The sequence below is a fragment of the Hydrogenimonas urashimensis genome, assembly GCF_016593255.1.
Classification (GTDB): domain Bacteria; phylum Campylobacterota; class Campylobacteria; order Campylobacterales; family Hydrogenimonadaceae; genus Hydrogenimonas; species Hydrogenimonas urashimensis.
Window position 1 is genome coordinate 590,067 of sequence record NZ_AP023212.1, and the last position, 26,433, is coordinate 616,499.

Below are 26,433 nucleotides of genomic sequence, written 5' to 3' on the forward strand. Positions count from 1 at the left end.
GAGAATAAAATGAAACGAACACTTTTGATCGCCGTTTTGGTCATTACAGGAACCCTCATGGCAAGTCAGGGCATGCAAAGGCCGTCTTTTGCCGATTTCGACAAAAACGCGGATGGTAAAATCAGCCCCCAGGAGTTCGAACAAACACGCCAGGAACGGATGAAAAAGATGGCCGAAGCGGGGCGGATGATGCGTCACGTGGGTAATGCCCCGCAATTTGGCGATATCGATACCAACCATGACGGATATCTGGAGAGAAACGAGTTTCAAAAACATCGCCAACAGTGCCGACAACGCCGAGGGCAAGGCATGGGTATGGGAAGAAACCGGTATTGATTCTATCCTCATCCACAAACACTGGATACAAAGGGCATCAGTTGAAATCAATTATTGCTGTTTTCTTCGCTTTCACCCTCTCATCCTGGGCCGATACACTCACGCTTGATAAGTGTATCGATATGGCGTTGAAAACCCATCCGGATATCAAAGCGTGGCTTTATAAAACCGAGCAGGCGAAAAAGGATGTTTCCGTACAAAAGAGTCTCCGACTGCCGCAGGTGACGGTTTCGGCCGAATACGACCCACAGCGTACCTACGTCATGCCCCAGTTGGGTACTTTTCATACCATCGACGATGACGGTTGGAGTGTCGGCGCCCAGCTGCGTCAAAAAGTTTACGACTTTTCCCAAACGACCGGCCACATCGAAGCGGCCAAAAGCCGTAAGGAGATCGCCCGGCTGAGCAGTGAAGAGGCCAAAGCCCTCATGCGCTACCGGGTCAAAACGGCCTATGCCCTGGTATTGGTGCAAAAGGCCGCTTTGATCGCCCGCGAGAAAGACCTGGCGGCCAAAAAAGCGCTCTACGAACAAGCCAAAGCGCTTTATGCCCAGGGGCTCAAGACCCATGCCGATGAAATCCGCTTCTACGCCAGTGCCAAAGCGGCCGAAGATGCCCTAGCACAGGCACAGGCGGCTTTCACGAAAGCCCGAGATGCCCTCGCCGCGTTGATCGGTCAGCCCGTCGACGAACGAACGACCCTGCAGGAGGAGGTTTTGACCCGAATCTCCCACCCCTTGGAGGATCTGAACACGACACTCTCCCGTAACCTGCAGCTTCGAATCGCGCAAAAATCGATCGACGCGGCCAAAGCGGAAGCCAAAGCGGCTGAAGGCGCGAAATTTGGTTCTGTCGAAGCCTTCGCCCAGGCTTCCCACGTGGGCGCCCTGAACGAATACGATACGACACTGTTGGGCATCGGTTACACCCTGCCCCTTTACAGTGGCGGCCGGTTGAGCGCCCAGGCCCAACGGGCAAAAATCGAACAACTCGTCGCCGCCTCCCAGAATGAAAGCGCCAAAAGAGCCATCGTTCAGGAGTTCCAAGGGCTTCTGGCGGATTTGCAAGCGGCCAAGCGGGGAATCGAAGCGCGCAAAGCGCAGGAGCGCGCGATGGAAGAGTCGAAAAGGCTCATTGATGCCCGCTACAAAGCGGGGCTGGAGACCTACGTCGCGGTACTGGATGCCCAGGCATCATGGCTGGATGCCAGGTTGGGGCTGCTGAGCGCCCACTATTTGCAAGCGACATCAACTTTCAGACTGGAGTATCTCAATGGCCAATAGATCGATCAAAACCGCCCTCTTTCTACTGCTTGCCGGCCTCGCCGGTTGGCTTTTCTATGAAAAAGTTTACATTCCCAAATCAACCTACCAGGCCGTCACGGCCAAAGAGGGTGTGATGGAAGCAACGGTCTTCGGTATAGGAACGGTAGGAGCGAAAAATCTTTACCCCCTCTGTTCCGTCACGGGTGGCAAACTTCTGACGGTTGCGAAAGAGGAGGGAGAGTGGGTGAAAAAGGGGGATATCATCGCCCGCATCGATCCCGTGGATCTGCCCCAGCAGCTCGAAGCCGCCCGTGCGACGGAGCGAAAAGCCCGTTTCGAGATAGAAGCGGCCAAAAAATCGTTGGAAGCTCTCCAGGCACAAAAACGTCTGGCAACGATCACCTACCAAAGATATGCGACGCTCAAATCCCAAGGATTTGCCGCAAAAGCCGAATATGACAAAGCCAAAGCCGACCTGGATGCGTTAAAGGCACAGATCGCGGCGGCGAAATCCCAGATCGCGGCTTCCAAAGCCCTGGCACGCCAAGCCGAGCACAACGTCAAAGCGATTGAAAAGCGACTGACGACCTTGACGATCACCGCGCCGTTTGACGGTTACGTCGTCAAAAAAGAGGCCCGTGCCGCCCAGACCATCGCACCCCAGGCTCCCATTCTCACGCTGGTCCGCCCCGAAGAGGTGTGGGTACGCATCAACATCGACGAACGGATCAGCGGACGCGTGAAAGTTGGCCAAAAAGCGAATATTCACCTGCGCTCCCATCCCAAAGAGGCGATGACTGGTCATGTGGCACGCATCGAGCCCGAAAGCGATCCGGTCACCGAAGAGCGCATCGTCGACATCCGGTTCGACCGGCTGCCTCACCCTTTCTACCTCAACGAACAGGCCGAAGCGCGTATCGCGACGGGAAAAATCGACCGTGCCGTCATTCTGCCTACCAAGGTTTTCACCCATGGCGGCGTCTGGGTCTACAAAGATGGAAAAGTCCATTTCAAAAAGGTGGAGATCCTTGCCGAAAACGAGGGCAGAGCCGCCGTCCGCGGCATCGAAGCGGGAAGCAAGGTTCTAATTCCCGATCCTCACAAAAAACCGTTGTTTGAAAACGGGAGCGTTCGGCTGTGATCGATCTCGCTTTCAAAGATATCGCCCACGCTAAGCTCAAATTCCTCGTCACCGCCATGGGGGTGGGGATGCTGCTGGGTATCGTGCTCATCATGGTCGGAGTCTACCGGGGGATGGTCATCGACGCCCAGGTGCTGCTCGACGACACCGGCGCCGACCTCTGGATCGTCCAGCAGGATACCCTGGGCCCCTTCGCCCAGAGCTCCCGGATCCACGAAGACCTAAAAAACACCCTCCGCGCCCAGCCCGGCATCGACAAGACCGCCGCCATGGCCTACATGGGCTTTCAGGTCCGCATACCCGGTGGAGAGATGAAGCGGATCTACAGCGTCGGCTACGACCCCTTCGGCGCCATCTGCCCCATCAACCCCAAGCGCCTCGTCGCCGGCCGCCCCATCGCCAAAGCCCACTACGAGACGGTGGTTGCCAAAAAGCTCGGCTTCAAACTCGGCGACAAGATCCCCATGGGGCGTGACCTCTATACCGTGGTCGGCATCACCAAAGGGGCCGTCTCCTCCGGCGGGGAACCGCTGATCTATCTGAGCCTCAAGGATGCCCAGAAATTGCAGTTTCTCTACTCCAACGCCCGCATACGAAACGACCGGGCCAGAGGCATGAACGTCCAGGCTGACCAACACCTGGTCAACGCCATCGTCGCCACCTTGAAACCCGGCTACAACCCCGACACCGTGGCAGAAAATATCCGCCGATGGAAGCATCTGAGCGTCTACACCGACGCCCAGGAGCGCTGGGTGCTCACCGTCAACGTCATCGAAATGGCCAAAAAGCAGATTGGGATGTTCACCGTCATCCTCATCGTGGTCTCCATCATCATCATCGCCCTGATCATCTATACGATGACCCTGGAGAAGATCAAGGAGATCGCCATCATGAAGCTGGTGGGCATTCCCAACGCCATGATCACCACCATGATCGTCAAGGAGACCCTGGCATTGGGCGTGCTCGCCTTTCTCTTCGCCAATCTATTCGCCCATTCCATCTGGGACAAGTTCCCCAAACGGGTGGTGCTGGAACGGCCGGACGCCTGGGGGCTCTTCGCCGTGGTGCTCGTCGCATCGATCCTGGCTAGCCTCTTCGGCGTCTTCAAGGCGATCCGCGCGGATGAACGGCAGGCGATTGGGGGATGATGGGTCATTGGTCATTGGTCACTGGTCATTGGTCATTGGGAATGACGAATATGGCATTGGGCAATAGGCATGGGGCATTGGTGGTAAAGAGGTACGGGGTCTGCCCCAATGCCTCATGCCGATTTGCGAAGCAAATCTCAATGCCCTATGCCTTTTTTGAAGTCTTGAAACCGTATGGAAAAGGGTATTTCAGTGAGTAATAATAGAAACGATGTCGGCATTCGCGTCGAGAATCTGACCAAAATCTTCGGCAAAGGGGATACGGAGGTCCATGTTCTCGACAATGCCTCCATGGAGGTCAAGAAGGGGGAGTTCGCCGCGCTCGTGGCTCCCAGCGGGGCCGGGAAGACGACGCTTTTGATGATGATCGGCTGCGTGGAGAAGCCAACCAGCGGCAAAATCTGGCTGGGTGAGGAGCTGGTCTGGGACGAGGACCACTGGAGCGTCCGAGATCCCCGACGCATCCGGCGGGAAAAGCTGGGCTTCATCTTTCAGGCGCATTACCTGATTCCCTTTCTGAATATCCTCGAAAACGTTATCCTCATCCCTACCACCAACGGCATGCCCCGCAAAGCCGCCGAACAAAAAGCGATGGAGTTACTGGACTATTTCGACATCGGCGACAAAGCCCACGCCATGCCCAGCCAACTCTCCGGCGGCCAGAACCAGCGCGCCGCCATCGCCAGAGCTCTCTCCAACGATCCCCGGATCGTCCTGGCCGATGAACCCACCGCCGCGTTGGACATGACCCGTGCGGTCAACGTCGTCAAAATGCTGCGTAAAATCGCCAAAGAGCGCAACGTGGCCATCATCATGGTCACCCACGACGCTAGGCTCCTGTCCTACTGCGACAAGATCCTCTCCATCGAGAACCGCAAAATCGTCACCAAAACCCAGGTGGCCGAGGAGTTTGTTTAAAAACATCGATAAGAGAGAAAATTAACGTAAAGTTAACATTATCTTAATTAATGCTTAACATTTGATTGTTATGATTCATTTTCAGAATTTCCACGACAAGGATCGAAAATGAAGAAAAGCTTTCTGCTGCTCTCTCTGGCTGCCGTATGGGCCATGGCAGATGAAACACTTGCACCGGTGAGTGTCGTCGCTGTAGGGGAAGAGGAGCCAGTCATCCAGCAACCGCTCAGTGTCTCCGTCAAAAAGAAAAAAGAGATCGAGCTCGATCAGGTGATATTCCAGAAAGATCTTTTCAATTCTCTCTCCGGTGTCCGCATCGAACAGACCGGGTCGGTCTTCGGGCATATGACCTCCATACGTATGCCGATCAATACCGGCCCCTACTACCTTTTCACTCAGGATGGCATTCCGGTACAGTCATCAGGGTTTTTCAACCATAACGGCTTGGCTTACACCAGTTTCGACAGCGCCTCTTCCGTTGAGGTTCTCAAAGGCGCAGGAACGGCCCTTTATGGATCGGACGCCGTCGCCGCCGTCGTCGATGTGCAGACACTCCAGGCACCTGCCAAAAAGCCGGAAGCGAAGGTATCGGTACGCGGCGGAAGCGACCAGTACGCCAGCGGCTACGTCGAAGCTTCTGCGCCCATCGACGAAGATAGCGGCATTCGGGCCAATGTCAACTACGTCTACAGCGGCGGATGGCGGGACCACACCCAGGCTTACCGGATGGCAGGCAATTTCCGCTATGACACACCAATCGGTGAAAACAACGTCCTCAAACTTCTGCTCAACGCCACCAAAACCGATGCCGAACAGGCCGACAGCTTCAACGACTATAAAAACATCGAAGACGGCTCCACCGCCGCCAGCGACGATCCGGACTATTTCAAAGCCCTGCAGAAAACCGACGTACGCCGTAAATTCGACTTCGCCCGTATCAGCGCGGAGTGGAGCAACTACAGCATCGAAGATCTGGAGGTGGTCGTCACCCCCTACATCCGCTACAACCGGAACCGCTACGTCGCCACTTGGCAACCCAATCTGCCGAGCAATGACAACGAATTGACAACGTTCGGCCTGGTGCAGCGCAACAACTGGGATTTGGGCCGGGGACGCATCATTTTCGGTTTCGATACCGAATATACCAAGTCCAGCCTCGAATATACCCAGGACTTCGATATCACCACAACGGGATGGAAACCAAAAACTTATGTAGCGGGTCCCCTCTACGACTACGATGTCGACTATTTCGCCATCGCCCCCTATCTGCATGGCGAACTCGATGTTACATCGACCGTGCGACTGACCGCGGGCCTACGCTACGACTACAACCGCTACGAGTACACGAACAATCTCGAACCCGACAGCGTTGATCCCTCCGGCACCTACTTCCGGCCGGCGGACCGCACCGACAGTTTCAACCACCTCAGCCCCAAAGTCGCCCTCAGCTACATGCCCTCACCGGCATTCAACCTCTATGCCCGCTACGCCAACGGCTTTCGCATTCCCCAAGCCTCCAGGCTCTACTCCATGAAAGCCGGTTATGAGAATGTCCGCCTCGATCCCGAAACCAGCGACACCTATGAAGTGGGATTGAAAACCCTTTTCAACGATCATCTCTTCGTCGACATCGCAGCCTACTACATGTCCATAGACGACACCATCATCCGCTACAAAACGGAGAATGGAGACTACTATTACGACAATGGCGGCGCAAGCATCCACAAAGGGATAGAGCTCACCACCGCCTACGAGATCTCCAAAGCGTGGCGTATCAAACTGGCCTACGCCTACTCGAGACACAATTACGACAACGACCCCAAATACGGCGACAACGAGCTGCAGCAGGCCCCCAACCATACGGGAAACCTGCGGGTCTTCTACAAGCCTCCCGTATTCCCGGGTCTGGAGGTGATGGGTGAATATGTCTACGTCGGCTCCTGGTGGCTCGACGACGACCATGAAGCGGGCAAATACAAAGGGTACCGACTCGGCAATCTCAAAGCGACCTACCGCATGAACGACCGACTCAAGCTCTTTGCTAAAATCGACAATATCACCGATGAAAAGTACGCCGTGATGGCCCGCTACGCCTACGGCAAAACGGACTATACCCCGGGCAGTCCGGCACAGGGATATCTGGGCATCGAGTACCAATGGTGAAACTTCACCGCTGGCACAGGCGACTGGGCCTGAGTGCCGGTGCCGTGCTTTTTCTGTTGGGGCTGACCGGTTTTTTTCTCGACCATGACCAGTGGCGTTTTCTCTATACGCTGCGCCTCCCTTTTTCGAACCACGCCCTGGAACATGCCGAAAACCGCCTCTTCGAAAGCTACCATATATACAAAGGAAACGGCCCTGAAACGGTCGTTTGCGGCAAACGGGGCATATTCGCGCGCCGGGACGGAAGTTCAAGCTATTCGCTGGTACTTGATCGTACCTGCAACGCTTTGGCCCAACAAAACGGCACACTCTACGCCGCCACCGACGACGGTATCTACACAAAAAATGCAAAAAGCGGCTGGAAACGGCTAGCGTTGGCCGAAAAATGGGTCAACGCGATGGCCCTTCACGGCGACAGACTATTCGCCGCGGTGGACAAAAGCGGCCTCTACCTCCTCGACGCGAAGAGCGGAGCTATTCTTGAGAAAGGAAGCGTCCATCTAAACCCCGATGAACTCGGTTTTCCCATCAAACTCTCCCGTTTCGTTAGGGACCTGCACTACGGCCGCGGGCTTTTCGAAGCCCCCTGGTCACTCTGGATCAACGACTACGGGGCATGGATACTGCTATGGCTAACGATCGGCGGACTTGTAATATGGTGGCGTATAAAACATAAAAGCGGAGGGAAAAGTACACGCCGCTGGATCCGTTGGCATGCCAATCTGTGGAGTGTCGCTGCGATCGTACCACTTTCGATACTCGCGATCACCGGCCTCTTTCTCGATCACGCGGGAACCCTTTCGGGCTTCATGCGCTCCGTCACCATCCCTTCCGTGCTGCTACCGCCGGTCTACCGCTCGCTGCAACACGATATCTGGTCGGTCGATTACGACGGAGCCACCTATCGCATCGGCAATCGCTACGGTATCTACATCAGTTCCGACATGCGGAAGTGGCGTTTGGAAAACAGAGGCTTCGCCTATCGACTGGTCCGCCATCATGGCACCCTCTACGTCAGCGGCATGGGGGCGCCCAACAGAATTTTAGAATCGCAAGGCTACAGGCCCCTGCCCCATACCCCCCATATGTTCAAAAGCATCGTCGAAACAACAGAGGGTTATCCCCTCTTCTTTTCACCCCACAACCCGGGTGTCGCACTGCCCCATTTCAACGACGCGACGCTCTACTCACTACTTCTGACGATCCATGACGGAACCTTTTTCGCCGAGTGGTGGAAATGGGTCGACGACTACGCCGCCGTCGCGTTGCTGCTGCTTCTGGCAACCGGGGTGATACGATGGTGGCGAAAACGTTTTCACTGATATTGGGTTTAGTACTTACACTTCGTGCCATCTCCTTCATTCGCTTTTTTTCAGGTAGCTGCCCAGGGTGATGAGTATAATGCCGTCGAACAGCAGGCTGATTCCGACGAAGAGCCCTACCAGGTAGAGGGAGGAGAAGGGCCATCCTACGAGGAAAATGATAGCGAGCACGAGGGATAGAAGGCCGTTGAGCAGCCACATCCACCACCCTTTGGCCGGTTTCATCGCAAAAGCGAGGGCCATGTTGCCAAAAGAGTCGAAAAAGAAGTAGATGGCCAGCAGCAGACCTACGGCGGCGATGCCGGGGAGCGGTTTGAAGATGAGCAGAAGGGCCGTGATGACGAGTACGAAGGTTTTGAGCCATCCCAGCCAGTCGCTTCGGTCACTCATCCAAGTGAAGTAGCCGGTCATCAGGCCGCCAAACAACATCATCCAGGCGACGAAAAAGACGACCGCCACCGACATCAGGCCGGGGAAGATGATCCCTACCAGGCCGATCAACGCGAGGATAATCCCTGCCACTTTCGCATTCTTTGCGACTCTCTCCTTTGTCTCCGGGTCCATGTCAATCCATAGTTGCCACATTTTTCATCCTTTTCGTTAAATTTTACTTTATCATATCGTAATGTAGTGAAAAAGTTCCGCTACCTGAGTTACAACCAGGGTAGTTCAAAAGTAAGGTTTAGGAAGGTTTTTGAGCGATCCTGAAGGCGTCCGTTTGCACAGGAGGTGCAAACAAACAGCCCAAAGCCTTCTCGCGGAGGTTTTTGGCCCAATATGCACTATCCGACCGCATTGGTGGATGGGCATTCGAAGCATTCTACACCCGGCTCAGTTCCAAGCTTCAGTTTTTTAAAATTTTCACTGCGTCTTCGACACTGCGGTTTTCGCAGGTGATCGCATAAATGGCATCGGCCATCTTCACCGCTTCTTCCAACGGACGCTGGTGAATGTTGCGTCCCGTGCCGTTGCCACGGCTGCGGCCGATATGTATCTGATCGTACAACTGGCGGAGGAAGACGCTCTCATCGATCTTGGATCCCCCTTCGCACAATACACCGGTACGTCCCGCCGCCTGGGTCGCCTCCTGCAGCAACGCCGCGTCCGCTTCACCGTCTGTGGCATAGGACACCTTGACCTTGGCGAAGTCGGCACCCAGACAGGCGGCCACGCCCGCCGCTCCGGCGATCAGGTGGGGATCGTGCTGGTTTTTGACATAGGGCCCTTTGGGATACATCCAAAGCACCGCCAGCATGCCGTGTTCATGCGCTTCGTGTACGATTCGTGCCGCTTCGCGCAACATGGCATGCTCATGCTCGCCGCCCAGATAGACCGTATAACCGACACCGCGGATATCCAGGCCGCTGCTTTCGCGGAAACGGGCCACATCCCCCACTTCCAGCCACTGCTGGGAATAGGGGTCTTTGGCTTCGTAGGGGACCAGATTCGTTTTGGAGTTGAGTTTCACCAGGTACGGGACATTGCGGTACTCCCGCCCATAGCGGGAAATCAACCCGAACTGGGTCGCAAAAACCCCGATCTTCGCCCGGGACGCGATCCGGAACATATGCTCCGGGTCGTTGTCCTCTTCGGGGATTCCCTCCCCATGGAAATCGTTGTTGAGATGTTCCACCTTCTGGTCGCCAGCAAAGAGCATCAACCGCCCGCTGCCGCCGGTACTCTTTTCAAAATTTTCAAGAAAAACGCCCTCTTTTTCCGCCGGTACGTCGGCCGGGAGATATTTTGCGAACATTTTGAATCCTTTTTTTCTTTGGACACCTTCATTTGCGTCCCAGCTTCTCCTCCAGCTTCACCACATCCCGAATCGTGCGAAGAACGCTGTCGGGGTTGAGGCTCATGGAGTCGATGCCAAGCTTCACCAGAAACTCCGCCACTTCCGGGTAGTCGCTGGGTGCCTGGCCGCAGATGCCGCTGTGGCGATGGTTGCGCTGACACCCTTCGACGGCCAGCTCGATCATCTTCAGTACGCCGGGGTCCCGCTCGTCGTAGTCGAAGGCGACGATTTCGCTGTCGCGGTCGACGCCCAGGGTCAGCTGGGTCAGGTCGTTGGATCCGATGCTGAAACCGTCGAAGATTTCACTGAAAGCGTCGATCTGGATGACGTTGTTGGGAATTTCGCACATGACGTAGATTTTGAGACCCTTCTCCCCTTTTTTCAGGCCATATTTGGCCATGGTCTCGACCACCTTTTTACCCTCTTCGACACGGCGGCAGAAGGGGATCATCAGGATGATGTTCTCCATTCCGATCACCTCTCGGGCACGCTTCATCGCCGCGCACTCCAGGGCGAAGCCCTCTTCGTAAGCGGGATGGCTGTAGCGGGCCGCGCCGCGGAAGCCGATCATCGGGTTGTCCTCTTCGGGCTCGAAGAACTTTCCGCCCGTGAGCGTGGCGTATTCGTTGGTTTTGAAGTCACTCATCCGTACGACGCAGGGGTTGGGGTAGACCGCCGCGGCGATGGTGGCGACCCCCTCGGAGAGGGTTTTGACGAAGAAATCCACCATATCGTCATACGCGCGGCTCAAAGTTTCCAGCTGTTCGCGGGTGGCGTCGTCGACCTTTTCGGGATGCCTCAGCGCCATCGGGTGCGCTTTGATATATTCGTTGATGATGAACTCCATCCGCGCCAGGCCGATACCGTCCACCGGCAAAGAGGCGAGGCTGAAGGCCTGGTCCGGGTTGCCCAGGTTCATCATGATCTCGGTTTTGGGCTTGGGCAGGCCGCTTAAGTCCACCTTCTCAATCTCGAAGGGCAGGATGCCTTCATAAACGAATCCACTCTCCCCTTCGGCACAGCTGACGGTGACATCCTGGCCCGTTTCGAGGATCTTGGTCGCCCCTTCGGCACCGACGACGGCGGGAATGCCCAGTTCCCGGCTCACAATCGCGGCGTGACAGGTGCGGCCCCCTTTGTTGGTGACGATGGCCGCGGCGGTTTTCATCACCGGCTCCCAGTCGGGGGTCGTCGTGTCGGCCACCAGGACTTCGCCTGGCTGGAACTGGTCTAGATGTTTCACGTCAGGAATATAGCGGACTTTGCCCTGGCCGATCTTGGTACCCACAGCGCGGCCGGTCACCAGGACCCTGCCCCGCTCTTTGAGATGGTAGATCTCCAGAATGTCGCCTTTTTTCTGGGATTCGACAGTCTCCGGACGGGCCTGCACCATGTAAAGATGCCCGTCTTCACCATCTTTGGCCCACTCCATATCCATCGGCTTGTGGTACCCCGCTTTTTCGGAGTAGTGGCGTTCGACCTTGATGGCGTAATCGGCCAGCACCATCACGTCGTCGTCGCTGATACAAAAACGGCTGCGTTCTTCGGGTGTCGTTTCGATGTTCTTGGTGTATTCGACCGCGATATTGTCGGTATTGAGAGTGTCGGTGAAGACCATTTTGAGCTCTTTGCTCCCAAGGCGCCGCTTCAAAACGGCACGGAAGCCCTTTTCGTAGGTCGGTTTGTGAACATAAAAACTGTCGGGATCGATGGTCCCCTGCACGACATTCTCCCCCAAGCCCCACGCCGCGTTGATGAAGACCACGTCTTTGAATCCCGTCTCGGTATCGAGGCTGAACATGACGCCGCTGGCCCCTTTGTCGGAACGCACCATTTTCATGACCACCACACTCAGGTAGACTTTGGCCCAGTCGAAGTGGTTGTCGTGCTTGTAGTGGAGGCTGCGGTCGGTGAAGTTGGAAGCGAGGCAACGTTTGTAGGCATCCAGCAGCGCCTCGTCGCCTTGGATGTTCAGGTAGGTGTCGTTCTGCCCGGCGAAGGAGGCTTCGGGAGAGTCCTCCGCCGTGGCGGAAGAGCGAACCGCCAGAGAGAGATTTTCACCGTATTCCTCTTTGAGTTTCGCGTAATTGGCGACAATCTCCTCTTTCAGGTCGTCGGGTATTTCGGATTCGATGATCGCTTTGCGACACGCCTCGCCCGCTTTCTGCAGCGCCTCCACATTGTCATAGTCGAGTCCGTCAAGGTATCCGTGAAGTTTCTCTTCGAGGCGGTTGGCCTGAAGATAGTGTCGGTATGCCGTGGCCGTGACAGCGAAGCCGTTGGGCACCCTGACGCCTTCTTGGGTGAGGTTGCGGTACATCTCTCCCAGCGATGCGTTTTTGCCTCCTACTTCGGGAACATCTTCGATACCGATTTCACTGAACCATCTGACATACGTGCTCATAGCGATCCTTTTACAATGTATGGGGTGGTGACATCATCACCATGTTGAAAAAGCCGCCGAAAAGCATCCCCAACACCACGAAGATAAAATAAATGATAAACAGTGCCGGAATCGAAGCCAGCGCCAGCTTCACCATAAACCATACCAGATCCCAAAAAGGAATCTCCAGGCCCGAAACGATCACTCTTTCTTTATCGCACTTTTCCATGTTGCGGTTTCTCTCCTTCCGTGTAGACGCGATAGAGGTGCGTCTTTCTTTCTGTATGCCAGCCGATGATGTGCTTGAATGCCTCTTCGGCATTCTCGACAATCGTGAATATCTCCAGATCTTCGGGGGCTATCATCCCCTCTTCGACGAGTACATCGAAATCGATGATCCTCTTCCAGTAGCGATGGCCCACGAGAACGACAGGAATTTCCGGATTCTTGCGGGTCTGCACAAGCGTCAATACTTCGAACAGCTCATCCAATGTTCCGAATCCACCGGGATAGGCCACCAGTGCCTGGGCACGAAGCATGAAATGGAGTTTTCGAATCGCGAAATAGTGGAACTGGAAACAGAGTTCCGGGGAGATGTAGGGGTTGGGATACTGCTCATGGGGCAGATTGATATTGAGGCCGATGGTTTTCGCTCCCACATCGTAAGCACCTCGGTTGGCTGCTTCCATGATACCCGGACCGCCGCCAGTCATCAGAATGACCCGGTTGTCTTCAGGACCCGTCCCCGCTTCGCCGATCATCCGGCCAAAACGGCGGGCATCGTCGTAATAGGTGCTCATTTCCACCATCCGCTCCGCTTCGCGCAGTTCGGCCAGAAGTTTGACATTGTCCGGATCGGCATCGAGTTTTTTCTGCACCGTTTTGAAGTGTGCGAGTGCGGTTTTGCGTTCCTTGATGCGCGCACTCCCGAACACCACGATCGTATGCTGCACATCCAGGTCCGTCATGATAAGTTCGGGTTTTAGATAATCCAACTCCAGTCTCACTCCACGGGTCTCGTGGATTCTGAGAAATTCCGGATCTTCTTCCGCCAGCCGGTAGGATGGTGAGTTCATCAGCTGTTGAACAAGCTTCAATGCTTTCGGATCTTCCGATTTCGGTTTAGGATGCTGCCAGGGCAGTTCATGCCACCTTTTTCGCCCGGTTTTTTTCATAAGACCCTCCTGTGATATGAATATTCTATCCAAATTGCCTCGTTTTGGTCGCAATGGCCAAAAACAGCACAACAGGCATCACTCTATGGCGCGATGAGTCCTTTTTCGTAACAGACGGGATCAAATTCGCACACCACATCGGTATCGTATACCAGCAGTTCGGCGTTTTTGCCAGGGTACTCCACATGGGCGAGAAAGTGTTTCATCACGTGGATGCGCGCCGTTTTTTTGTCATCGCTGTGGACCACATGCCAAGGGGCGAAGACAAAAGAGGTTTTGGCGAACATTTCGTCTCTGGCTTTGGAGTACTCTTTCCACAGTCTCTGGGCCTGCTGGTCGATGGGACTCAGTTTCCACTGTTTGAGAGGATCTTTTCGACGCTCTTCGAGCCGTTTTTTCTGCTCTTTTTTGGAGATGTCGAGGTAGTACTTGAAAAAAAGCATCTCCGAGTGGGTCAGCATCTGTTCGAAACTTCCTACCTCTTTCATGAAGAGCCTGTGCTCTTTTTTCGTGCAGAACCCCATCACCTTCTCGACCCCTGCCCTGTTGTACCAGCTGCGGTTGAAAAAGACGATCTCCCCGCCGCTTGGCAGATGGGGAACGTACCGCTGGAAATACCACGACTTCCTGTCACGGTCGCTCGGTTTCCCCAATGCGACGATACGTGCCTCGCGGGGACTCAGATGCTCCGTGAAGCGTTTGATCGTCCCATCCTTTCCCGCGGCGTCCCGTCCTTCGAAAACGACGCATACTTTTAGATCCTTTTCGATCACATGGCGCTGGAATTTGACCAGCTCCACCTGCAAACGGTAAAGCGTTTTTTTGTAAATCCTTTTGTTCATATCACCTCGATTCCCAGTTTCCTGCGATAGTAGCGCAAAACCGCGACTTTGACCACATCGTTGAATACGAACCATGTCAGTGCGTAAGCCCACATGAAAATAGCCCACTCCCACCCGATGGGCGTCATGAGTCCGAATCCATAGACGGCGATGATTGTACCGATGATGCGTGTCGAAAATGTGGCACCGAAAAGTATCAGCGACGGCCAGGGACGTTTCCAGAACCAGTCATCGATACGGGTATTGTAGATGGTCCCGTGACCGGCGATGACCATTTTGGCGAAAAAGATCGACTGGACAAAAGCTTCGTAGCTTTTGATGTCTCCCATATCGACCCATAAAGGCACATGGGGCAGGAAATCGGCACTTTCAGGATGCGCCTTGAGATAGACCATAACGATGTAGAAGATAAGAAAGGAGCTCAAAACGCCGGCGACTCCCAACCAGGAGGAGAGGATGAGCATCTCCCTCATGTCCCAGCGCACCGGCTTTTTTCTGATCTTCGTGTTGTCGTAGGCAATTGTCAGAATCGGAATATCGTTAAGGAGTGCGAGTACGATGATCATGACGGTCGTCAACGGATAGAACTGGAAGACGACAATAGCCAGCGTCATGAAAATCACGATACGGATTGTCTCGGCGATGCGGAATATCGTATAGCTTTTCATCCGCTCGAAAGTGACCCGGGCCTGCTCGATCGCATCGACGATCACCCGCAGTCCCGGTGCCATAAGAACGATGTCCGCCGCCGCCCGGGCCGCGTCGGTGGCTCCGCTGACGGCAATGCCACAGTCTGCCTTTTTGAGAGCGGGAGCATCATTGACGCCGTCTCCGGTCATACCCACGATATGGTCGGCCTTCTGCAACTCGTCGACGATGAAGTATTTGTCTTCCGGAAACACCTGCGCAAAACCGTTGGCCTCTTCGATTGCGGCGATAATCTCCGATTCGTGCCGTTTGACCGTACCCTTGGGTATCGGCATATTGTAGAGCTCACGTTTCACCTTCTTCATGATATCGCGGACGATTCGATCGATCTCGTCCTTGCTCGCATCGGGATGGAACTTTTCTGCGATGGCACGGGAGAGCACTTCGGAGAGGTAGATGTATTCGACGATCGTCTCTCCTTTGAGTTCACGGACATCTTCGATCCTCTCTCCTATGCCAAGAATTTTTGCGATATATTTCGCAACGGCGATATTGTCTCCCGTGACCATCTTGACCTCGACGCCTTTGGAGAGCGCCTCTTCGATCGCCTCTTTGCTGTCTTCCCTCGGTGGATCGAAGAGAGGAATCAACCCCACGAAATGGTAATAGTCCTCTTCGCACAGCCGATAGGCCACCCCGAGAGTCCTGAATCCTTTCTCGGCAAAGTTTTCCACTGCGTCGTAGGCCTTTTTCTTGTCGAATTCGTTTTCGTGACACTGCTCAATGATTACCTGCGGTGCGCCTTTGGTGACAACCAGGCATTTTTTGCCGTTATAAAGTCCCTCGGTCCGCTTGTGAACCGGATCGAAAGGCAGAAATTTGGTGAGTTCGTAACGCTTGAGCGCATCACGCATATTGTGTGCGTCGATGTATTCGAAAATCGGTTTTTCAATCGGATCGCGGTTTTCCTCTTTGCTGGCCAGCGCCGCATAGAGCATCAGCTCTTCGGCCGTATGGCCGTCGGCGACGAAAGGATCGGCCAGGCTCATGCGGTTTTGGGTCAGCGTACCGGTTTTGTCAGAACAGAGAATATCCATGCCCGCCATCTCCTCGATGGCTGCCAGACGGCTGACAATCGCCTGCTTTTTCGCCAGACTCATGGCTCCTACCGCCATGGTGACGGTCAAAACCGCAGGCAGTGCCACCGGTATCGCCGAAACGGTCAAAACCAACGAAAAAGCGAGAAGTTCCAACGCATTTTCATGTCGATGAAGTCCCACAAAAATGATGATGAGAATCATCACGACAGTCACTGCAATCAGAAAATCCCCTACACGTATCACCATTTTCTGGAAATGGCTCTGCTGCTCCCGCTCCGCTTTCGCAACAAGACCCACTGTCTTGCCGAAATAGGTATTCAAGCCTGTCGCGGTGACCTGCGCCACCATCTCTCCCTGTTTGATGACGGCATTGGCATAAAGAGTATCTCCGGCTTTGCGGGTCACAGGAAGCGATTCGCCGGTAAGTGCGGATTGATCAACCAGCAGAAAATCGCCCCCGCCGAGCAGTTTGGCATCGGCAGGCACGATATCGCCGATTTTCACCTTGATGATGTCGCCAGGTACCACTTCACGGGCCGGAACCTGTTTCCAGACGCCTTCTCTGAGCACAAGCGCACTGCGCGCCAGTTTCTTCTTCAGCACAGCGATGGCGTTGAGGGCTTTTGTTTCCTGATAGAAATCGACGATGGCATTGACCAGGAGCATGATGAGGATGATGACGAACTCTTCGGTATGATGAACCGCCAGAGCCATGAGACCGGCCGCTTCGATCATCCACGGGATCGGTCCCCAGAATCGTTTCAGAAGCCGGCGGAACCATCCTTCTTCCCTCTCTTCGATTTCGTTGTATCCGTACTTTTTGAGTCTTTCGGCTGCCTCCTTTTCATTCAGTCCTTTCCACTCTCCGGAAGCGACGGCAGCAGCTTCTTCGGGGCTCATCGCGATTTGCGTTTTCGCTGGAGCTGTTTCCGTACGGTTCCTTTTTTTTCTTCGCCTTCTGTGTGACATCTTGCCTCCCTTACAGATAGATGTTTTCTTCCGGTGCCACGATATGGGCTTTTTTCCCCATACGTTCTTCTATGACTTTTCTGAAAATCCTCTGTTTGTCGTATTCGCCGTGAATCAGAAAAATTTTGCCCAGATTGTCGAAATGGTTCATCCAGTCGATCAATTCACTCTGGTCCGCATGGGCGGAAAAACCGTTGATCGTATGGATTGAAGCGCGCACCACCACCTCTTCGTGGTAAATGCGTATATGCCGTTCACCGTTGATGATGCGCCGTCCCAATGTCCCTTCGGCCTGATAACCGACAAAAAGCAGTGCGTTTTTTTCGTTCCAGAGACGGTGTTTGAAATGGTGAAGGATGCGTCCGCCGGTACACATGCCGCTGCCGGCGATGATGATGCAGCCGCTCTCAATGTCATTGATCTTTTTCGAATCTTCGGGTTTGAGGGTATATTTGACATAGGGAAACTCGAAAATGGTACCGTCACGTTTGAGATAGTTGTTGCACTGCCGGCTCAGCTCTTTGTGATAGGTGTCGTAAAGCCGAGTGGCACGGATAGCCATGGGTGAGTCGAGAAATACCTGACACGTCGGAAGCTCCCTGCTGTCGTACATCTGTTTGAGGATACAGAGTATCTCCTGGGTCCGCTCGATGGCGAAGGAGGGAATGAGCACGTTGCCCTGGTTGAGCAGCGTATTGACGACAACTTCTTTGAATTCCGCCACACTCTCCTGTATGCCTTTGTGGTTCCGATCGCCGTAGGTCGACTCGATGTAGAGGGCATCCGCCCCTTTCACATAAACAGGATCGGGCATCACCATATCGTTGTGATTGCCAAGGTCACCGCTGAAAACGAGCGTTTTGGCTTCACCACCCTCGACGATATCGAGTTCGATCGTCGCCGAGTCGAGAATATGCCCCGCATTGCGGAATGTCGCTGTCACATCTTTGGCGATTTCGATGGGTTCGTCATACTTGACGAATATCATCGGCAAATCGTAGACCGCTTCCACGTCGTCAGGGGTATAGAGCGGTTCTTTGACACTCTTTTCCGCCCCTCGGCGCTGTGCTTTTCTAAAACGCGTCTGATACTCTTCCAGCATCAGATGGGCACTGTCGAGCAATACCACCTCCGCCAGGTCCATCGTCGACTTGAGCGTGACGATGCGCCCGACAAAACCCTCTTTTACGAGTTTGGGAATGCGCCCCACATGGTCGAGATGGGCATGGGTGACAAGCAGAATATCCACATCCCGGGGATTGAAACCGAAAGGCTCGTCATTGCGATCCTCGACGGTTCCCTGGAACATTCCGCAGTCTACGAGGATTGTCGGCCCTTTTTCGATGCGCAGAAGATGGCACGAACCTGTGACAACCTCAGCCGCACCGAACGATTGAATGACAGCCATTTGGACCCCTTTGGTTATTAACCGATATTTTTCATAAAACAGTTTCACAATCCACACGGGCTGCGAAACAACAGGAACAACTCTTTTTTATCTACAGTCTGCGAAACGCTCTCTCAAGCGACTCACTGAATGTCGGATGGGCCAGAACCGTCCGGCGGGCCAGTCTGGCGTCCATCTCTCCTGCCAGAGCCATCGAAACGACGGCGATCAGCTCTTCCGCGTCGGGGGAGAATATCTCGCCCCCGAGAATGAAACCCTCATCGTCCGCATAAAGGGCCATTACACCCAGATCCCCGTCGTGGGTATGGGGAAAAGGAAGACCCCGCAAAAAAACGGTACTCTCTTTGTAGCAGACACCGCTCTTTTCGAGGTCCGATTTCGATTTCCCGACCGATGCGTAACCGCATGGCAAGGTATGGATGAATTTGACCACATTCTCCAGATTGAGCGTCTCCGGTTCATCCCCCACTATTTTCGCCACCACATAGAGTACCTCGGCACGTGCCGCATGGGCGAGTTGGAGCTTGCCGTTGCAGTCGCCGATGGCGTAGTGGTTCGGCAGGGTCGTTTCGAAATGGTCATCGGTGACGATGCCTCTGCTGTCCGTTTGGATCTCGTCACACTCCACGGCCGAGACGTTCGCCCTGCGGCCCGTGGCCACGAGCAGCATCGGTACGTAATGGTCGCTGCCGTCTTCATAGAGAATATGCACGCCTCGTCCGGTGGTTTTGGCGCTTTTGATCGAACGGTTGCGCAGAAGCGTCACCCCGAGTTCCTGCATCTGGCGGAAGAGATTTTTCGAGATGGCCGGATGCGCTTTTCTCAGCAGCGTATCGTGCCGCCATATCAACTCTGTCGGCACCCCCGATGAAGCGAAGAAACTGGCTGTCTCCAATCCGATGGCTCCGTCGCCATAGATCGCAATTTTCTCCGGCAGCGTGCGTATATTCAAAATCTCGTCGCTCGTTACGACCCCTTTACCGTCGTATTCGATGCCATCGGGAATAAAAGGCGACGATCCCGTGCCGATCACGACATGGCGCGCCGTGATTTTTCTCTCTTTGACTCTGACGGTATGCGGAGCCGTGAGAAATCCTTCACCCTCCATGATATCGACCTTCTCGCACTGTCTCATGATCGCCTGTGTGGCCGATAGAAGAAGCTTCTCCTTCTCGTCGTCGAGCCTCTCCATCTTCAACGAAATCGATCCCTCGAAATGGGGATTTTTGGAAGCCCGCACCGTCTCCGCAGCGCCCAGATACATTTTCGAAGGTATGCAGCCGTTGTGAAGGCAGGTCCCTCCAAGATGCGACGGATTTTTTTCGACCAGCGCCGTCTTCAATCCCCTTTTGGATGCGACAACGGCTCCGGCATAGTTGAGGCCGCCGCCAAGAAAAAGAATGTCGTAATCGTAGGTCATTGAATCGCACCTTTGTAAAATTCCGGATCTTCCGCCAGTCGTTTGATCGTCTGCATGAACTCCGCGGCCTGCCACCCGTTGATGAAGCGGTGGTCGATCGTCAGTGTCACACTTATCTGCCCCTGTTTTTCGCTGCCGATCGCCGCGATGCCCGTATCGTTCCGGTTGACGAGCGCATCGAACCGTTCGATGCCCGTCATACCGAGATTGGAGATCCCGAAGGTCGAGCCGATCAGATTCGCGGCGAGTACCCTTCCGCTTCTGACCCTCTCTTTGTAGGCTTTCAACTCTTCGGCGATCTGAGGGGCACTCTTTTTGTTGACATCTTTGAAAACGGGCATGTAAAGGGCTTCGCCGTGCGCCATCGCCAGCGAGATCGACGCGTTGGGCCAGAGCTGGTAAGTATGGGTATCGAGCGTCATACGGGTCGAGGGGTTTTGCATCATCGCCTCCGCGATCAGTTTGAGGATCCAGACCGTCAGCGTCAGCTTTTTGGTTTCGTGCGCACGAAGAAGTGTCGCGTCGATGCCGTCATAGATGCGATAGACCGGCTTTTTCGCCGCTTCGCTGACATTTTTGATGATGACCTGCTGAATCGGGCTCAACGGCTGCGGAAGCGGGACTTCATGCGCCTGGATATAGGCCTCAATATCCTCTTCGCTCACCCTCTCTTTCGAGACAAAAAGCTCGGGCGAGAGCCGGTACTGCATCAGTAGCTTCCATGCCTGCGGCGAAAACTTTTCGTTTTCCGTATAGATGTTGTGGTTCATACTCTCACTTTGAGGTGAATTCGTCGATCGCTTTTTCGACCGGGATCATATACATCAGCGCCGGACCGCCGTGCATCAGCACCGCCTGCAGCGCCGCATCGATAATCTCCTCTTTCGTCGCCCCCGCATCGAGCGCCCCTTTGACATGGAGCGAAATGCACCATTCACACTGCGCGGCGACGGCGAGGCCCACGTTGACGAGCTCTTTCATCTTCGTATCGAGCGCCCCCGGCTTTTCGATGGCGAACATGAATTTGTGAAACGCTTCCATCTGTTCGGGGGACTCTTTTTGCAATCTTGAGACAAGTTCCTTGATCTCTTCGAGTTTTTTCGTGTAGGTTCCCATACCGTTCTCCTTTTTGTGGTTATTTTATCCGTTCCGCGAAATAGTCGACCATGTGTTCGAGTGTATCGACTTTTCCGTAGTCCTCTTCGGGCACTTCGACACCCGGTTTCTCGGCCAGTGCCGTCAGAAGGTTGAGAAAATCGTACGAATCGATCTCCAGCGACTCCTGCAGATTCTCCTTTTCGGGAATCTCCTCACCTTCGTGTTCGGGTGCGATCTCGTAGATCGCTTCGACGATCGTCTTTTTTATCTCCTCTTTGGTCATTGCAAATCCTCCGGTTTTTGTAATAGCTTCTCGAGTTTGGCCAAAAAAAGCGCGCCCGTGCGTCCGTCGGTAGCCCGATGGTCTCCTGCGATCGACGCTTCGACGACCTTTCTGACGGCGATGGCGTCACCTTCGGCCCACGGCCTCTCCATGATGCGCCCGAATCCCACCAGCGCCACCTGCGGCGGATAGATCACCCCATAGACCTTTTCGACTCCCAGATCGCCCAGATTGGTGATCGTGATGGTCTGTCTGGTCATTTGCGAACTGGTCAGTTTGCCGCCGCGTGTCCGCTCGATGAGATCGGTGAGCGCTTTCATCGTCTCGTCGAGGTTTTTTTCATGTGCATCGATCAGGGCAGGTGTGATCAGACCTCCCTGCCGCCGCGCGATCGCGATGCCCGGATGGATTTCAGGGCTGACGATCGGCCCCTCTTTCCAGAAACCGTTGAGCTCGGGGACCGCCTGGAGCGCCTTGACGACGGCGCGGATCATAAGCGCAGCCGGAAGGATGCGCTCTTTTATCGAACGCTTGGCGTTGAGTTCTCTCAGCCACTCGAGGGCTCTGGTCATATTGATGGGGGTAGAGAGATAGTAGTGGGGAATTTCGGCGTTGGAGCGGCTCATCGCCGCGGCGATCGCCATGCGCATCGGATCGGGTTTCGAAGCCGAGGGTACGGCACCTTTTTGCTGCATCCGCTTTGCGGCCTCTTCCACATCTTTCGCACTGATCTTTCCATGCACTTTCCGTGCTAGCTCTTCGAGATCGACTCCGAGCTCCCTGGCCCGCTTTTTCGCCAAAGGGGTGGCCCGCACACGAACGGGAACTTCAGGTTTTCTCTCCCCCTCCGCCCGGCTTTCGGCTTTGGCCGGTGTTCCGAATATCTCTTCGGCCGCACTTTTCGGTACTTCCGAAGCCGAAGCGGACGATTCGGCCGCGGTTTCGGTTTTCATCGCCTCTTCTTCTTGTTGGGGTTGCGCCTCCTTTCCGGACGGGGCGGAAAGTGCCGCGATCGTCTCTTCGATCTCTTTTTTTATCGTCGCATCGTCGTCCTTTTCGGTGCGAATCACCGCCAGGGGGGTTCCCACCGGATACTCCACACCCTCTTTCGCGACGATCTTTTCGACCTTTCCGTCTTCGTAGACCTCTCCTTCGATGACCCCTTTGCTCGTTTCGATGTCGGCGATGACATCCCCTTTTTTGAGTGTATCGCCCTCTTTCGCTTTCCATTCGGCAAGGATGCCCGATTCCATATCCGCACCCAGGCTCGGCATCTTGTAGATCATCTACGCCTCCTCCATCACGGCTTTGGCCGCATCGACGACCTTTTCCGGGCTGGGAATCGCCGCATCTTCAAGATGCTTCGCGTAGGGGATCGGCACCTCTTCGCTGCAGACCCTGCGCATCGGGGCATCGAGCTCGAAAAAAGCCTGTTCGTTGATGCGCGCCATGATTTCGGCCGAAATGCTGCCCGAACGCCACCCTTCGTCGACGATCAATACCCTGTGGGTCTTTCTCACCGACGCAATGATCGTCTCGTCGTCAAGCGGTCGCAGCGAACGCAGATCGACCACTTCGGCCTCGATCCCCTCCTTGGCGAGGGTTTCGGCGGCTTCGAGCGCTTTGAAAAGGTTGATGCCGTAGGCGAAAATCGAGAGGTCCTTCCCTTCGCGCATCACCTTCGCTTGCCCGATCGGAAGGGGCTGGGCGGAGGTGTCGAGTACCCCTTTCATATTGTAGAGCAGCGAATTTTCAAACAGTATGACCGGATCGGGATCGGCCAGCGCCAGGTGCACCATATCGTAAGCATCCTGCACCGTCGCTGCCGTCAATATTTTGAGCCCTGGTATATGGGCATACCACCCTTCGAGCGAGTGGGAGTGCTGGGCCGCGAGCTGTTTGCCCGCCCCGGTGACCATGCGTATAACAAGCGGCACGTTGTACTGCCCGCCCGACATATGCAGCAGGTGGGCGGCGTTGTTCATGATCTGATCGAGTGCGAGCAGGGAAAAGTTGACGGTCATGATCTCGATGATCGGACGCATCCCGTTCATCGCTGCACCGATCCCCATACCGGTGAATCCCGACTCGCTCAACGGGGTGTCGACAATGCGTTCGGGACCGTATTTCTCCAAAAGCCCCAGACTCACGGCGTAGCTTCCGCCGTATTTTCCCACATCTTCGCCCGCGAGAAAGACCCGTTCATCCTTCTGCATCGCCGTATCGATCGCCATTCGGACCGCTTCGCGGTTGGTGAGTTCCTTTTTCACGATGTCACCTCCTCGGAATAGACGAACTTCGTCAGATCGGAAACAGGCTCCCATGTTCCTTTTTCTGCAAAATCGACCGCTTTTTCGACCTCTTCTTCAATCGCCTTTTCGATGGCGGCGGCGTCGATTTTCTCCCACATTTCCTTCTTTTGGAGGTATTTTCGGAAAGTGACGATCGGCCCCTTCTCCTTCCATGCCTCTATCTCCTTCTTCGTCCGGTAGCGGTCGGGGTCGAACATCGAGTGGGCACGGAAGCGGTAGGTCTGGCACTCGAGAAAGACGGGACCCTTGCCCGAACGGATATGCGCCACCGCCTTTTTGGCCGCATCGTTGACTTTGACCACGTCCATGCCATCGACACGGTGCGCCTCCATCCGGTAGCTTTTGGCCTTTTTGACAAGGTCGGGCTCGGACTCGGCCCTTTCGATATACGTGCCCATGCCGTAGAGATTGTTTTCACAGACAAACAGCACCGGAAGCTCCCACAGCTGCGCCAGGTTCATCGATTCGTGAAACTCCCCTTCCGCGACGGCGCCGTCACCGAAGAAACAGACCGTGACACGTTTGCGTCCCATCCGCTTGTCCGCCAGCGCGATGCCCACCGCCAGCGGCAGGCCCCCACCGACGATCGCATAGCCGCCGTAGAAGTTCTTCTCTTTGTCGAAAAGGTGCATCGACCCGCCGCGTCCGCGCGAGCACCCCTCCATCTTTCCGTAGAGTTCGGCCATCACCTTTTCGGGCGGGATGCCTTTCAATATCGCATGGCAATGTTCCCGGTAGGTCGCCACCACCCCGTCGTCGGGTTCGATGGCATCGATGATGCCCGTCGCCACCGCCTCTTCACCGATATACAGATGCAAAAACCCGCGGATCTTCTGCTCGGTATAGAGCTCGGCGCTCTTTTCTTCAAAACGCCGGCACAGCAGCATCTGACGGTAGAACTGTTTCGCTTTTTCCAGACTCAGGCTCATCTTTTTTTCCTCCTATTTTTCGAGTGTCGACGTATCGCCAAGAGGCAGGCCGAGCTCCATGGCCCTCAAGAGGCGCCGCATGATCTTTCCGCTGCGTGTCTTGGGCAGATTCTCCATGAATTCGATCTCTTTGGGAGCGATCGCCACTCCCAGTTTCTTGCGTCCGAATCCGATCAGTTCACGCTTGAGCTCCTCGCTGGGTTCATACCCTTTCTTGAGCGAAACGAACGCTTTGACGATCTGTCCCGCAACCGGGTCGGGTTTTCCGATGACCCCCACCTCGGCGACGGCCGGATGCTCCATCAGCGCGCTTTCGACTTCGAAAGGCCCCACCATGTGACCGGAGGTCTTGATGATGTCGTCGGCGCGTCCTACGAACCAGAAATAGCCGTCCTTGTCCCGATAAGCCAGATCTCCGGAGATATACCATCCGTCCGCGAACGATTTTTTGTATTTCTCTTCGTTGTGCAGATATCCCCTGAACATCGAGGGCCAGCCGGGTTTGAGGGCCAGGTCGCCCTCGACGCCCGGCTCTGTGATGACAGTGGCGGTGCCATCGTCGTTTCGCCGCACGATCGCCGCCTCCACACCCGGAATCGGACGTCCCATCGAGCCGGGACGGATCGTCTGCGACAGATAGTTGGCGATCATGATGCCCCCGGTCTCCGTCTGCCACCAGTTGTCGTGGATCGGCATCTTGAGCTTCTCCATGCCCCACCATACCGCTTCGGGGTTGAGCGGCTCACCGACACTGTGTATCAGTCGCAGATGGCTCAGGTCGTACTCTTTGAGAGGATCGACATCGAGCCGCATGAGCCTTCGGACCGCTGTGGGTGCAGTGTACCAGACATTGACCTTTTCATCCTGCAGAATTTTGAACCAGCGCTCGGCGTTGAATTCCGCCTCATCGACGACATTGGTGATGCCGTGCAGCCACGGGGCGATGATGCCGTAGGAGGTTCCGGTGACCCAGCCCGGATCCGCCGTGCACCAGAAGACATCGTCGGGATGGAAGTCAAGCACGTAGTAGCCGGTGACCCAGTGGGTATAGATCGCTTTGTGGACATGAATGACACCTTTGGGCTTTCCGGTCGTTCCACTGGTGAAGTGCAGCAGCGACATATCCTCGGGATCGGTCGCTTCGATCGTGAAATCTTCGGAAGCCTCCGCCATCAGTTTCGGCAGAGATAGAACCTTTTCATCCCGATGCTCCTTCGCATCGATCAGCAAGATATATTTGAGTTCGGGTACCTGATCGACGATGCCCGCAACCTTTTTGTCATAGAGGTGTTCGGTGGTCAACAGCCCTTTGGCGTCGCCACCCTGCAGCCGCTGAAGAATCGGTTCGGGACCGAACTGGGCAAACAGCGGGCACATGACACTTCGGTTTTTCAAGATCCCCATCACACCGATGTAGAGTTCGGGAACACGGGGAGAAAGAATGTAGAGACGCTCCCCTTTTTCGAAACCGAGCTTTTTGATGACATTGGCAAATTTGTTGGTCTCCTTTTTCAACTGGCCGTAGGTATAACTCTTTCTGTCACCGTTTTTGCCGTACCATACCAATGCCGTTTTATCTTTCAATGCCCCGTTGGCATGCCTGTCGATCGCTTCGTGGGCGATATTGAGCCCACCCGAGGGAAGCCCGTCGAAATGTTTTCCCACCTCCTCCCACGAAAAGGTTCTGTACACTTCATCATAATCGAGCAGATTGGGCTTTACCGGCAGTTTGTCGATATCTTTCTCTATCCATTTTGCCTTCATCTTCTCCTCCTTTT

23 protein-coding genes are annotated in these 26,433 nt (G+C 54.9%); 7 read left to right on the top strand and 16 right to left on the bottom strand.

Annotation, left to right across the window (positions count from 1 at the left end; translation table 11 throughout):
• Window positions 1-9: 9 nt before the first annotated feature.
• From JMG82_RS02955 to JMG82_RS02985, 7 genes are all read left to right on the top strand, one after another.
• Window positions 10-336, top strand: a complete 327-nt coding sequence (locus JMG82_RS02955) for an EF-hand domain-containing protein (RefSeq protein ID WP_201353450.1) — start codon at window positions 10-12, stop codon at window positions 334-336.
• Between the two features lie 41 nt (window positions 337-377).
• Window positions 378-1,619: a TolC family protein gene (locus JMG82_RS02960; protein WP_201353451.1), complete on the top strand. Its 1,242-nt coding sequence runs from the start codon at window positions 378-380 to the stop codon at window positions 1,617-1,619.
• Entirely contained in the window at window positions 1,609-2,742 is a 1,134-nt protein-coding gene (locus tag JMG82_RS02965) for an efflux RND transporter periplasmic adaptor subunit (RefSeq protein WP_201353452.1), read from the top strand. Before JMG82_RS02960 ends, JMG82_RS02965 begins: the two co-directional genes overlap by 11 nt.
• The gene (locus tag JMG82_RS02970) at window positions 2,739-3,890 is read left to right on the top strand and encodes an ABC transporter permease (protein WP_201353453.1); all 1,152 of its coding nucleotides are present in this window, start codon (window positions 2,739-2,741) and stop codon (window positions 3,888-3,890) included. The genes JMG82_RS02965 and JMG82_RS02970 overlap by 4 nt, the downstream gene beginning before the upstream one ends.
• Window positions 3,891-4,082: 192 nt before the next feature.
• Entirely contained in the window at window positions 4,083-4,808 is a 726-nt protein-coding gene (locus JMG82_RS02975) for an ABC transporter ATP-binding protein (RefSeq protein ID WP_236579173.1), read from the top strand.
• A 108-nt stretch (window positions 4,809-4,916) separates the two neighbouring features.
• A complete protein-coding gene (locus JMG82_RS02980) occupies window positions 4,917-6,971 on the top strand; it encodes a TonB-dependent receptor (protein WP_201353455.1) in 2,055 nt (684 codons plus the stop codon).
• Window positions 6,965-8,293, top strand: a complete 1,329-nt coding sequence (locus JMG82_RS02985) for a PepSY-associated TM helix domain-containing protein (protein ID WP_201353456.1) — start codon at window positions 6,965-6,967, stop codon at window positions 8,291-8,293. The genes JMG82_RS02980 and JMG82_RS02985 overlap by 7 nt, the downstream gene beginning before the upstream one ends.
• Before the next feature lie 36 nt (window positions 8,294-8,329).
• Here JMG82_RS02985 and JMG82_RS02990 read toward each other — a convergent pair whose 3' ends face one another.
• The 16 genes from JMG82_RS02990 to acsA all read right to left on the bottom strand — a co-directional run bounded on the left by JMG82_RS02990 (window position 8,330) and on the right by acsA (window position 26,419).
• Window positions 8,330-8,878, bottom strand: coding sequence for an HdeD family acid-resistance protein (locus tag JMG82_RS02990; protein WP_201353457.1), 549 nt, complete (start codon window positions 8,876-8,878; stop codon window positions 8,330-8,332).
• Between the two features lie 259 nt (window positions 8,879-9,137).
• Window positions 9,138-10,046 carry a beta/alpha barrel domain-containing protein gene (locus tag JMG82_RS02995; RefSeq protein ID WP_201353458.1) on the bottom strand — a complete coding sequence of 303 codons (909 nt, stop codon included), beginning with the start codon at window positions 10,044-10,046 and terminating at the stop codon, window positions 9,138-9,140.
• 28 nt (window positions 10,047-10,074) lie between these two features.
• Window positions 10,075-12,492: a phosphoenolpyruvate synthase gene (ppsA, locus tag JMG82_RS03000; protein WP_201353459.1), complete on the bottom strand. Its 2,418-nt coding sequence runs from the start codon at window positions 12,490-12,492 to the stop codon at window positions 10,075-10,077.
• Between the two features lie 10 nt (window positions 12,493-12,502).
• Window positions 12,503-12,700, bottom strand: a complete 198-nt coding sequence (locus JMG82_RS03005; protein ID WP_201353460.1) for a hypothetical protein — start codon at window positions 12,698-12,700, stop codon at window positions 12,503-12,505.
• Window positions 12,684-13,646, bottom strand: coding sequence for an LOG family protein (locus tag JMG82_RS03010; RefSeq protein ID WP_201353461.1), 963 nt, complete (start codon window positions 13,644-13,646; stop codon window positions 12,684-12,686). The genes JMG82_RS03005 and JMG82_RS03010 overlap by 17 nt, the downstream gene beginning before the upstream one ends.
• 83 nt (window positions 13,647-13,729) lie before the next feature.
• Window positions 13,730-14,488, bottom strand: a complete 759-nt coding sequence (gene ppk2 / locus JMG82_RS03015; protein ID WP_201353462.1) for a polyphosphate kinase 2 — start codon at window positions 14,486-14,488, stop codon at window positions 13,730-13,732.
• Complete coding sequence (locus JMG82_RS03020; RefSeq protein WP_201353463.1) at window positions 14,485-17,136, bottom strand: plasma-membrane proton-efflux P-type ATPase; 2,652 nt, start codon at window positions 17,134-17,136, stop codon at window positions 14,485-14,487. The genes ppk2 and JMG82_RS03020 overlap by 4 nt, the downstream gene beginning before the upstream one ends.
• Window positions 17,137-17,215: 79 nt before the next feature.
• The gene (locus JMG82_RS03025) at window positions 17,216-18,613 is read right to left on the bottom strand and encodes an MBL fold metallo-hydrolase RNA specificity domain-containing protein (protein ID WP_201353464.1); all 1,398 of its coding nucleotides are present in this window, start codon (window positions 18,611-18,613) and stop codon (window positions 17,216-17,218) included.
• A gap of 91 nt (window positions 18,614-18,704) precedes the next feature.
• The gene (locus tag JMG82_RS03030; protein WP_201353465.1) at window positions 18,705-20,033 is read right to left on the bottom strand and encodes a dihydrolipoyl dehydrogenase family protein; all 1,329 of its coding nucleotides are present in this window, start codon (window positions 20,031-20,033) and stop codon (window positions 18,705-18,707) included.
• Window positions 20,030-20,803 (bottom strand): 2-oxo acid dehydrogenase subunit E2, encoded by a 774-nt coding sequence (locus tag JMG82_RS03035; protein WP_201353466.1) that lies wholly within the window; start codon window positions 20,801-20,803, stop codon window positions 20,030-20,032. Before JMG82_RS03035 ends, JMG82_RS03030 begins: the two co-directional genes overlap by 4 nt.
• 4 nt (window positions 20,804-20,807) lie before the next feature.
• Window positions 20,808-21,149: a carboxymuconolactone decarboxylase family protein gene (locus JMG82_RS03040; protein ID WP_201353467.1), complete on the bottom strand. Its 342-nt coding sequence runs from the start codon at window positions 21,147-21,149 to the stop codon at window positions 20,808-20,810.
• Between the two features lie 19 nt (window positions 21,150-21,168).
• A complete protein-coding gene (locus JMG82_RS03045; RefSeq protein ID WP_201353468.1) occupies window positions 21,169-21,414 on the bottom strand; it encodes an acyl carrier protein in 246 nt (81 codons plus the stop codon).
• Window positions 21,411-22,700, bottom strand: coding sequence for a dihydrolipoamide acetyltransferase family protein (locus tag JMG82_RS03050; protein WP_201353469.1), 1,290 nt, complete (start codon window positions 22,698-22,700; stop codon window positions 21,411-21,413). Before JMG82_RS03050 ends, JMG82_RS03045 begins: the two co-directional genes overlap by 4 nt.
• Window positions 22,701-23,684 (bottom strand): alpha-ketoacid dehydrogenase subunit beta, encoded by a 984-nt coding sequence (locus tag JMG82_RS03055; protein WP_201353470.1) that lies wholly within the window; start codon window positions 23,682-23,684, stop codon window positions 22,701-22,703. It abuts the gene before it with no gap.
• Window positions 23,681-24,655: a pyruvate dehydrogenase (acetyl-transferring) E1 component subunit alpha gene (gene pdhA, locus JMG82_RS03060; protein WP_201353471.1), complete on the bottom strand. Its 975-nt coding sequence runs from the start codon at window positions 24,653-24,655 to the stop codon at window positions 23,681-23,683. Before pdhA ends, JMG82_RS03055 begins: the two co-directional genes overlap by 4 nt.
• Before the next feature lie 12 nt (window positions 24,656-24,667).
• On the bottom strand, window positions 24,668-26,419 hold the full coding sequence (gene acsA / locus JMG82_RS03065) for an acetate--CoA ligase (protein WP_201353472.1): 1,752 nt from the start codon (window positions 26,417-26,419) through the stop codon (window positions 24,668-24,670).
• Between the last annotated feature and the right edge of the window lie 14 nt (window positions 26,420-26,433).

Coding starts and splice junctions, on each gene's coding strand:
- JMG82_RS02955 (WP_201353450.1), top strand. CDS start 10: ATGAAACGAACACTTTTGATCGCCGTTTTGGTCATTACAGGAACCCTC.
- JMG82_RS02965 (WP_201353452.1), top strand. CDS start 1,609: ATGGCCAATAGATCGATCAAAACCGCCCTCTTTCTACTGCTTGCCGGC.
- JMG82_RS02980 (WP_201353455.1), top strand. CDS start 4,917: ATGAAGAAAAGCTTTCTGCTGCTCTCTCTGGCTGCCGTATGGGCCATG.
- JMG82_RS02985 (WP_201353456.1), top strand. CDS start 6,965: ATGGTGAAACTTCACCGCTGGCACAGGCGACTGGGCCTGAGTGCCGGT.
- JMG82_RS02990 (WP_201353457.1), bottom strand. CDS start 8,878: ATGTGGCAACTATGGATTGACATGGACCCGGAGACAAAGGAGAGAGTC.
- JMG82_RS02995 (WP_201353458.1), bottom strand. CDS start 10,046: ATGTTCGCAAAATATCTCCCGGCCGACGTACCGGCGGAAAAAGAGGGC.
- ppsA (WP_201353459.1), bottom strand. CDS start 12,492: ATGAGCACGTATGTCAGATGGTTCAGTGAAATCGGTATCGAAGATGTT.
- JMG82_RS03005 (WP_201353460.1), bottom strand. CDS start 12,700: ATGGAAAAGTGCGATAAAGAAAGAGTGATCGTTTCGGGCCTGGAGATT.
- JMG82_RS03010 (WP_201353461.1), bottom strand. CDS start 13,646: ATGAAAAAAACCGGGCGAAAAAGGTGGCATGAACTGCCCTGGCAGCAT.
- ppk2 (WP_201353462.1), bottom strand. CDS start 14,488: ATGAACAAAAGGATTTACAAAAAAACGCTTTACCGTTTGCAGGTGGAG.
- JMG82_RS03020 (WP_201353463.1), bottom strand. CDS start 17,136: ATGAGCCCCGAAGAAGCTGCTGCCGTCGCTTCCGGAGAGTGGAAAGGA.
- JMG82_RS03025 (WP_201353464.1), bottom strand. CDS start 18,613: ATGGCTGTCATTCAATCGTTCGGTGCGGCTGAGGTTGTCACAGGTTCG.
- JMG82_RS03030 (WP_201353465.1), bottom strand. CDS start 20,033: ATGACCTACGATTACGACATTCTTTTTCTTGGCGGCGGCCTCAACTAT.
- JMG82_RS03035 (WP_201353466.1), bottom strand. CDS start 20,803: ATGAACCACAACATCTATACGGAAAACGAAAAGTTTTCGCCGCAGGCA.
- JMG82_RS03040 (WP_201353467.1), bottom strand. CDS start 21,149: ATGGGAACCTACACGAAAAAACTCGAAGAGATCAAGGAACTTGTCTCA.
- JMG82_RS03045 (WP_201353468.1), bottom strand. CDS start 21,414: ATGACCAAAGAGGAGATAAAAAAGACGATCGTCGAAGCGATCTACGAG.
- JMG82_RS03050 (WP_201353469.1), bottom strand. CDS start 22,700: ATGATCTACAAGATGCCGAGCCTGGGTGCGGATATGGAATCGGGCATC.
- pdhA (WP_201353471.1), bottom strand. CDS start 24,655: ATGAGCCTGAGTCTGGAAAAAGCGAAACAGTTCTACCGTCAGATGCTG.
- acsA (WP_201353472.1), bottom strand. CDS start 26,419: ATGAAGGCAAAATGGATAGAGAAAGATATCGACAAACTGCCGGTAAAG.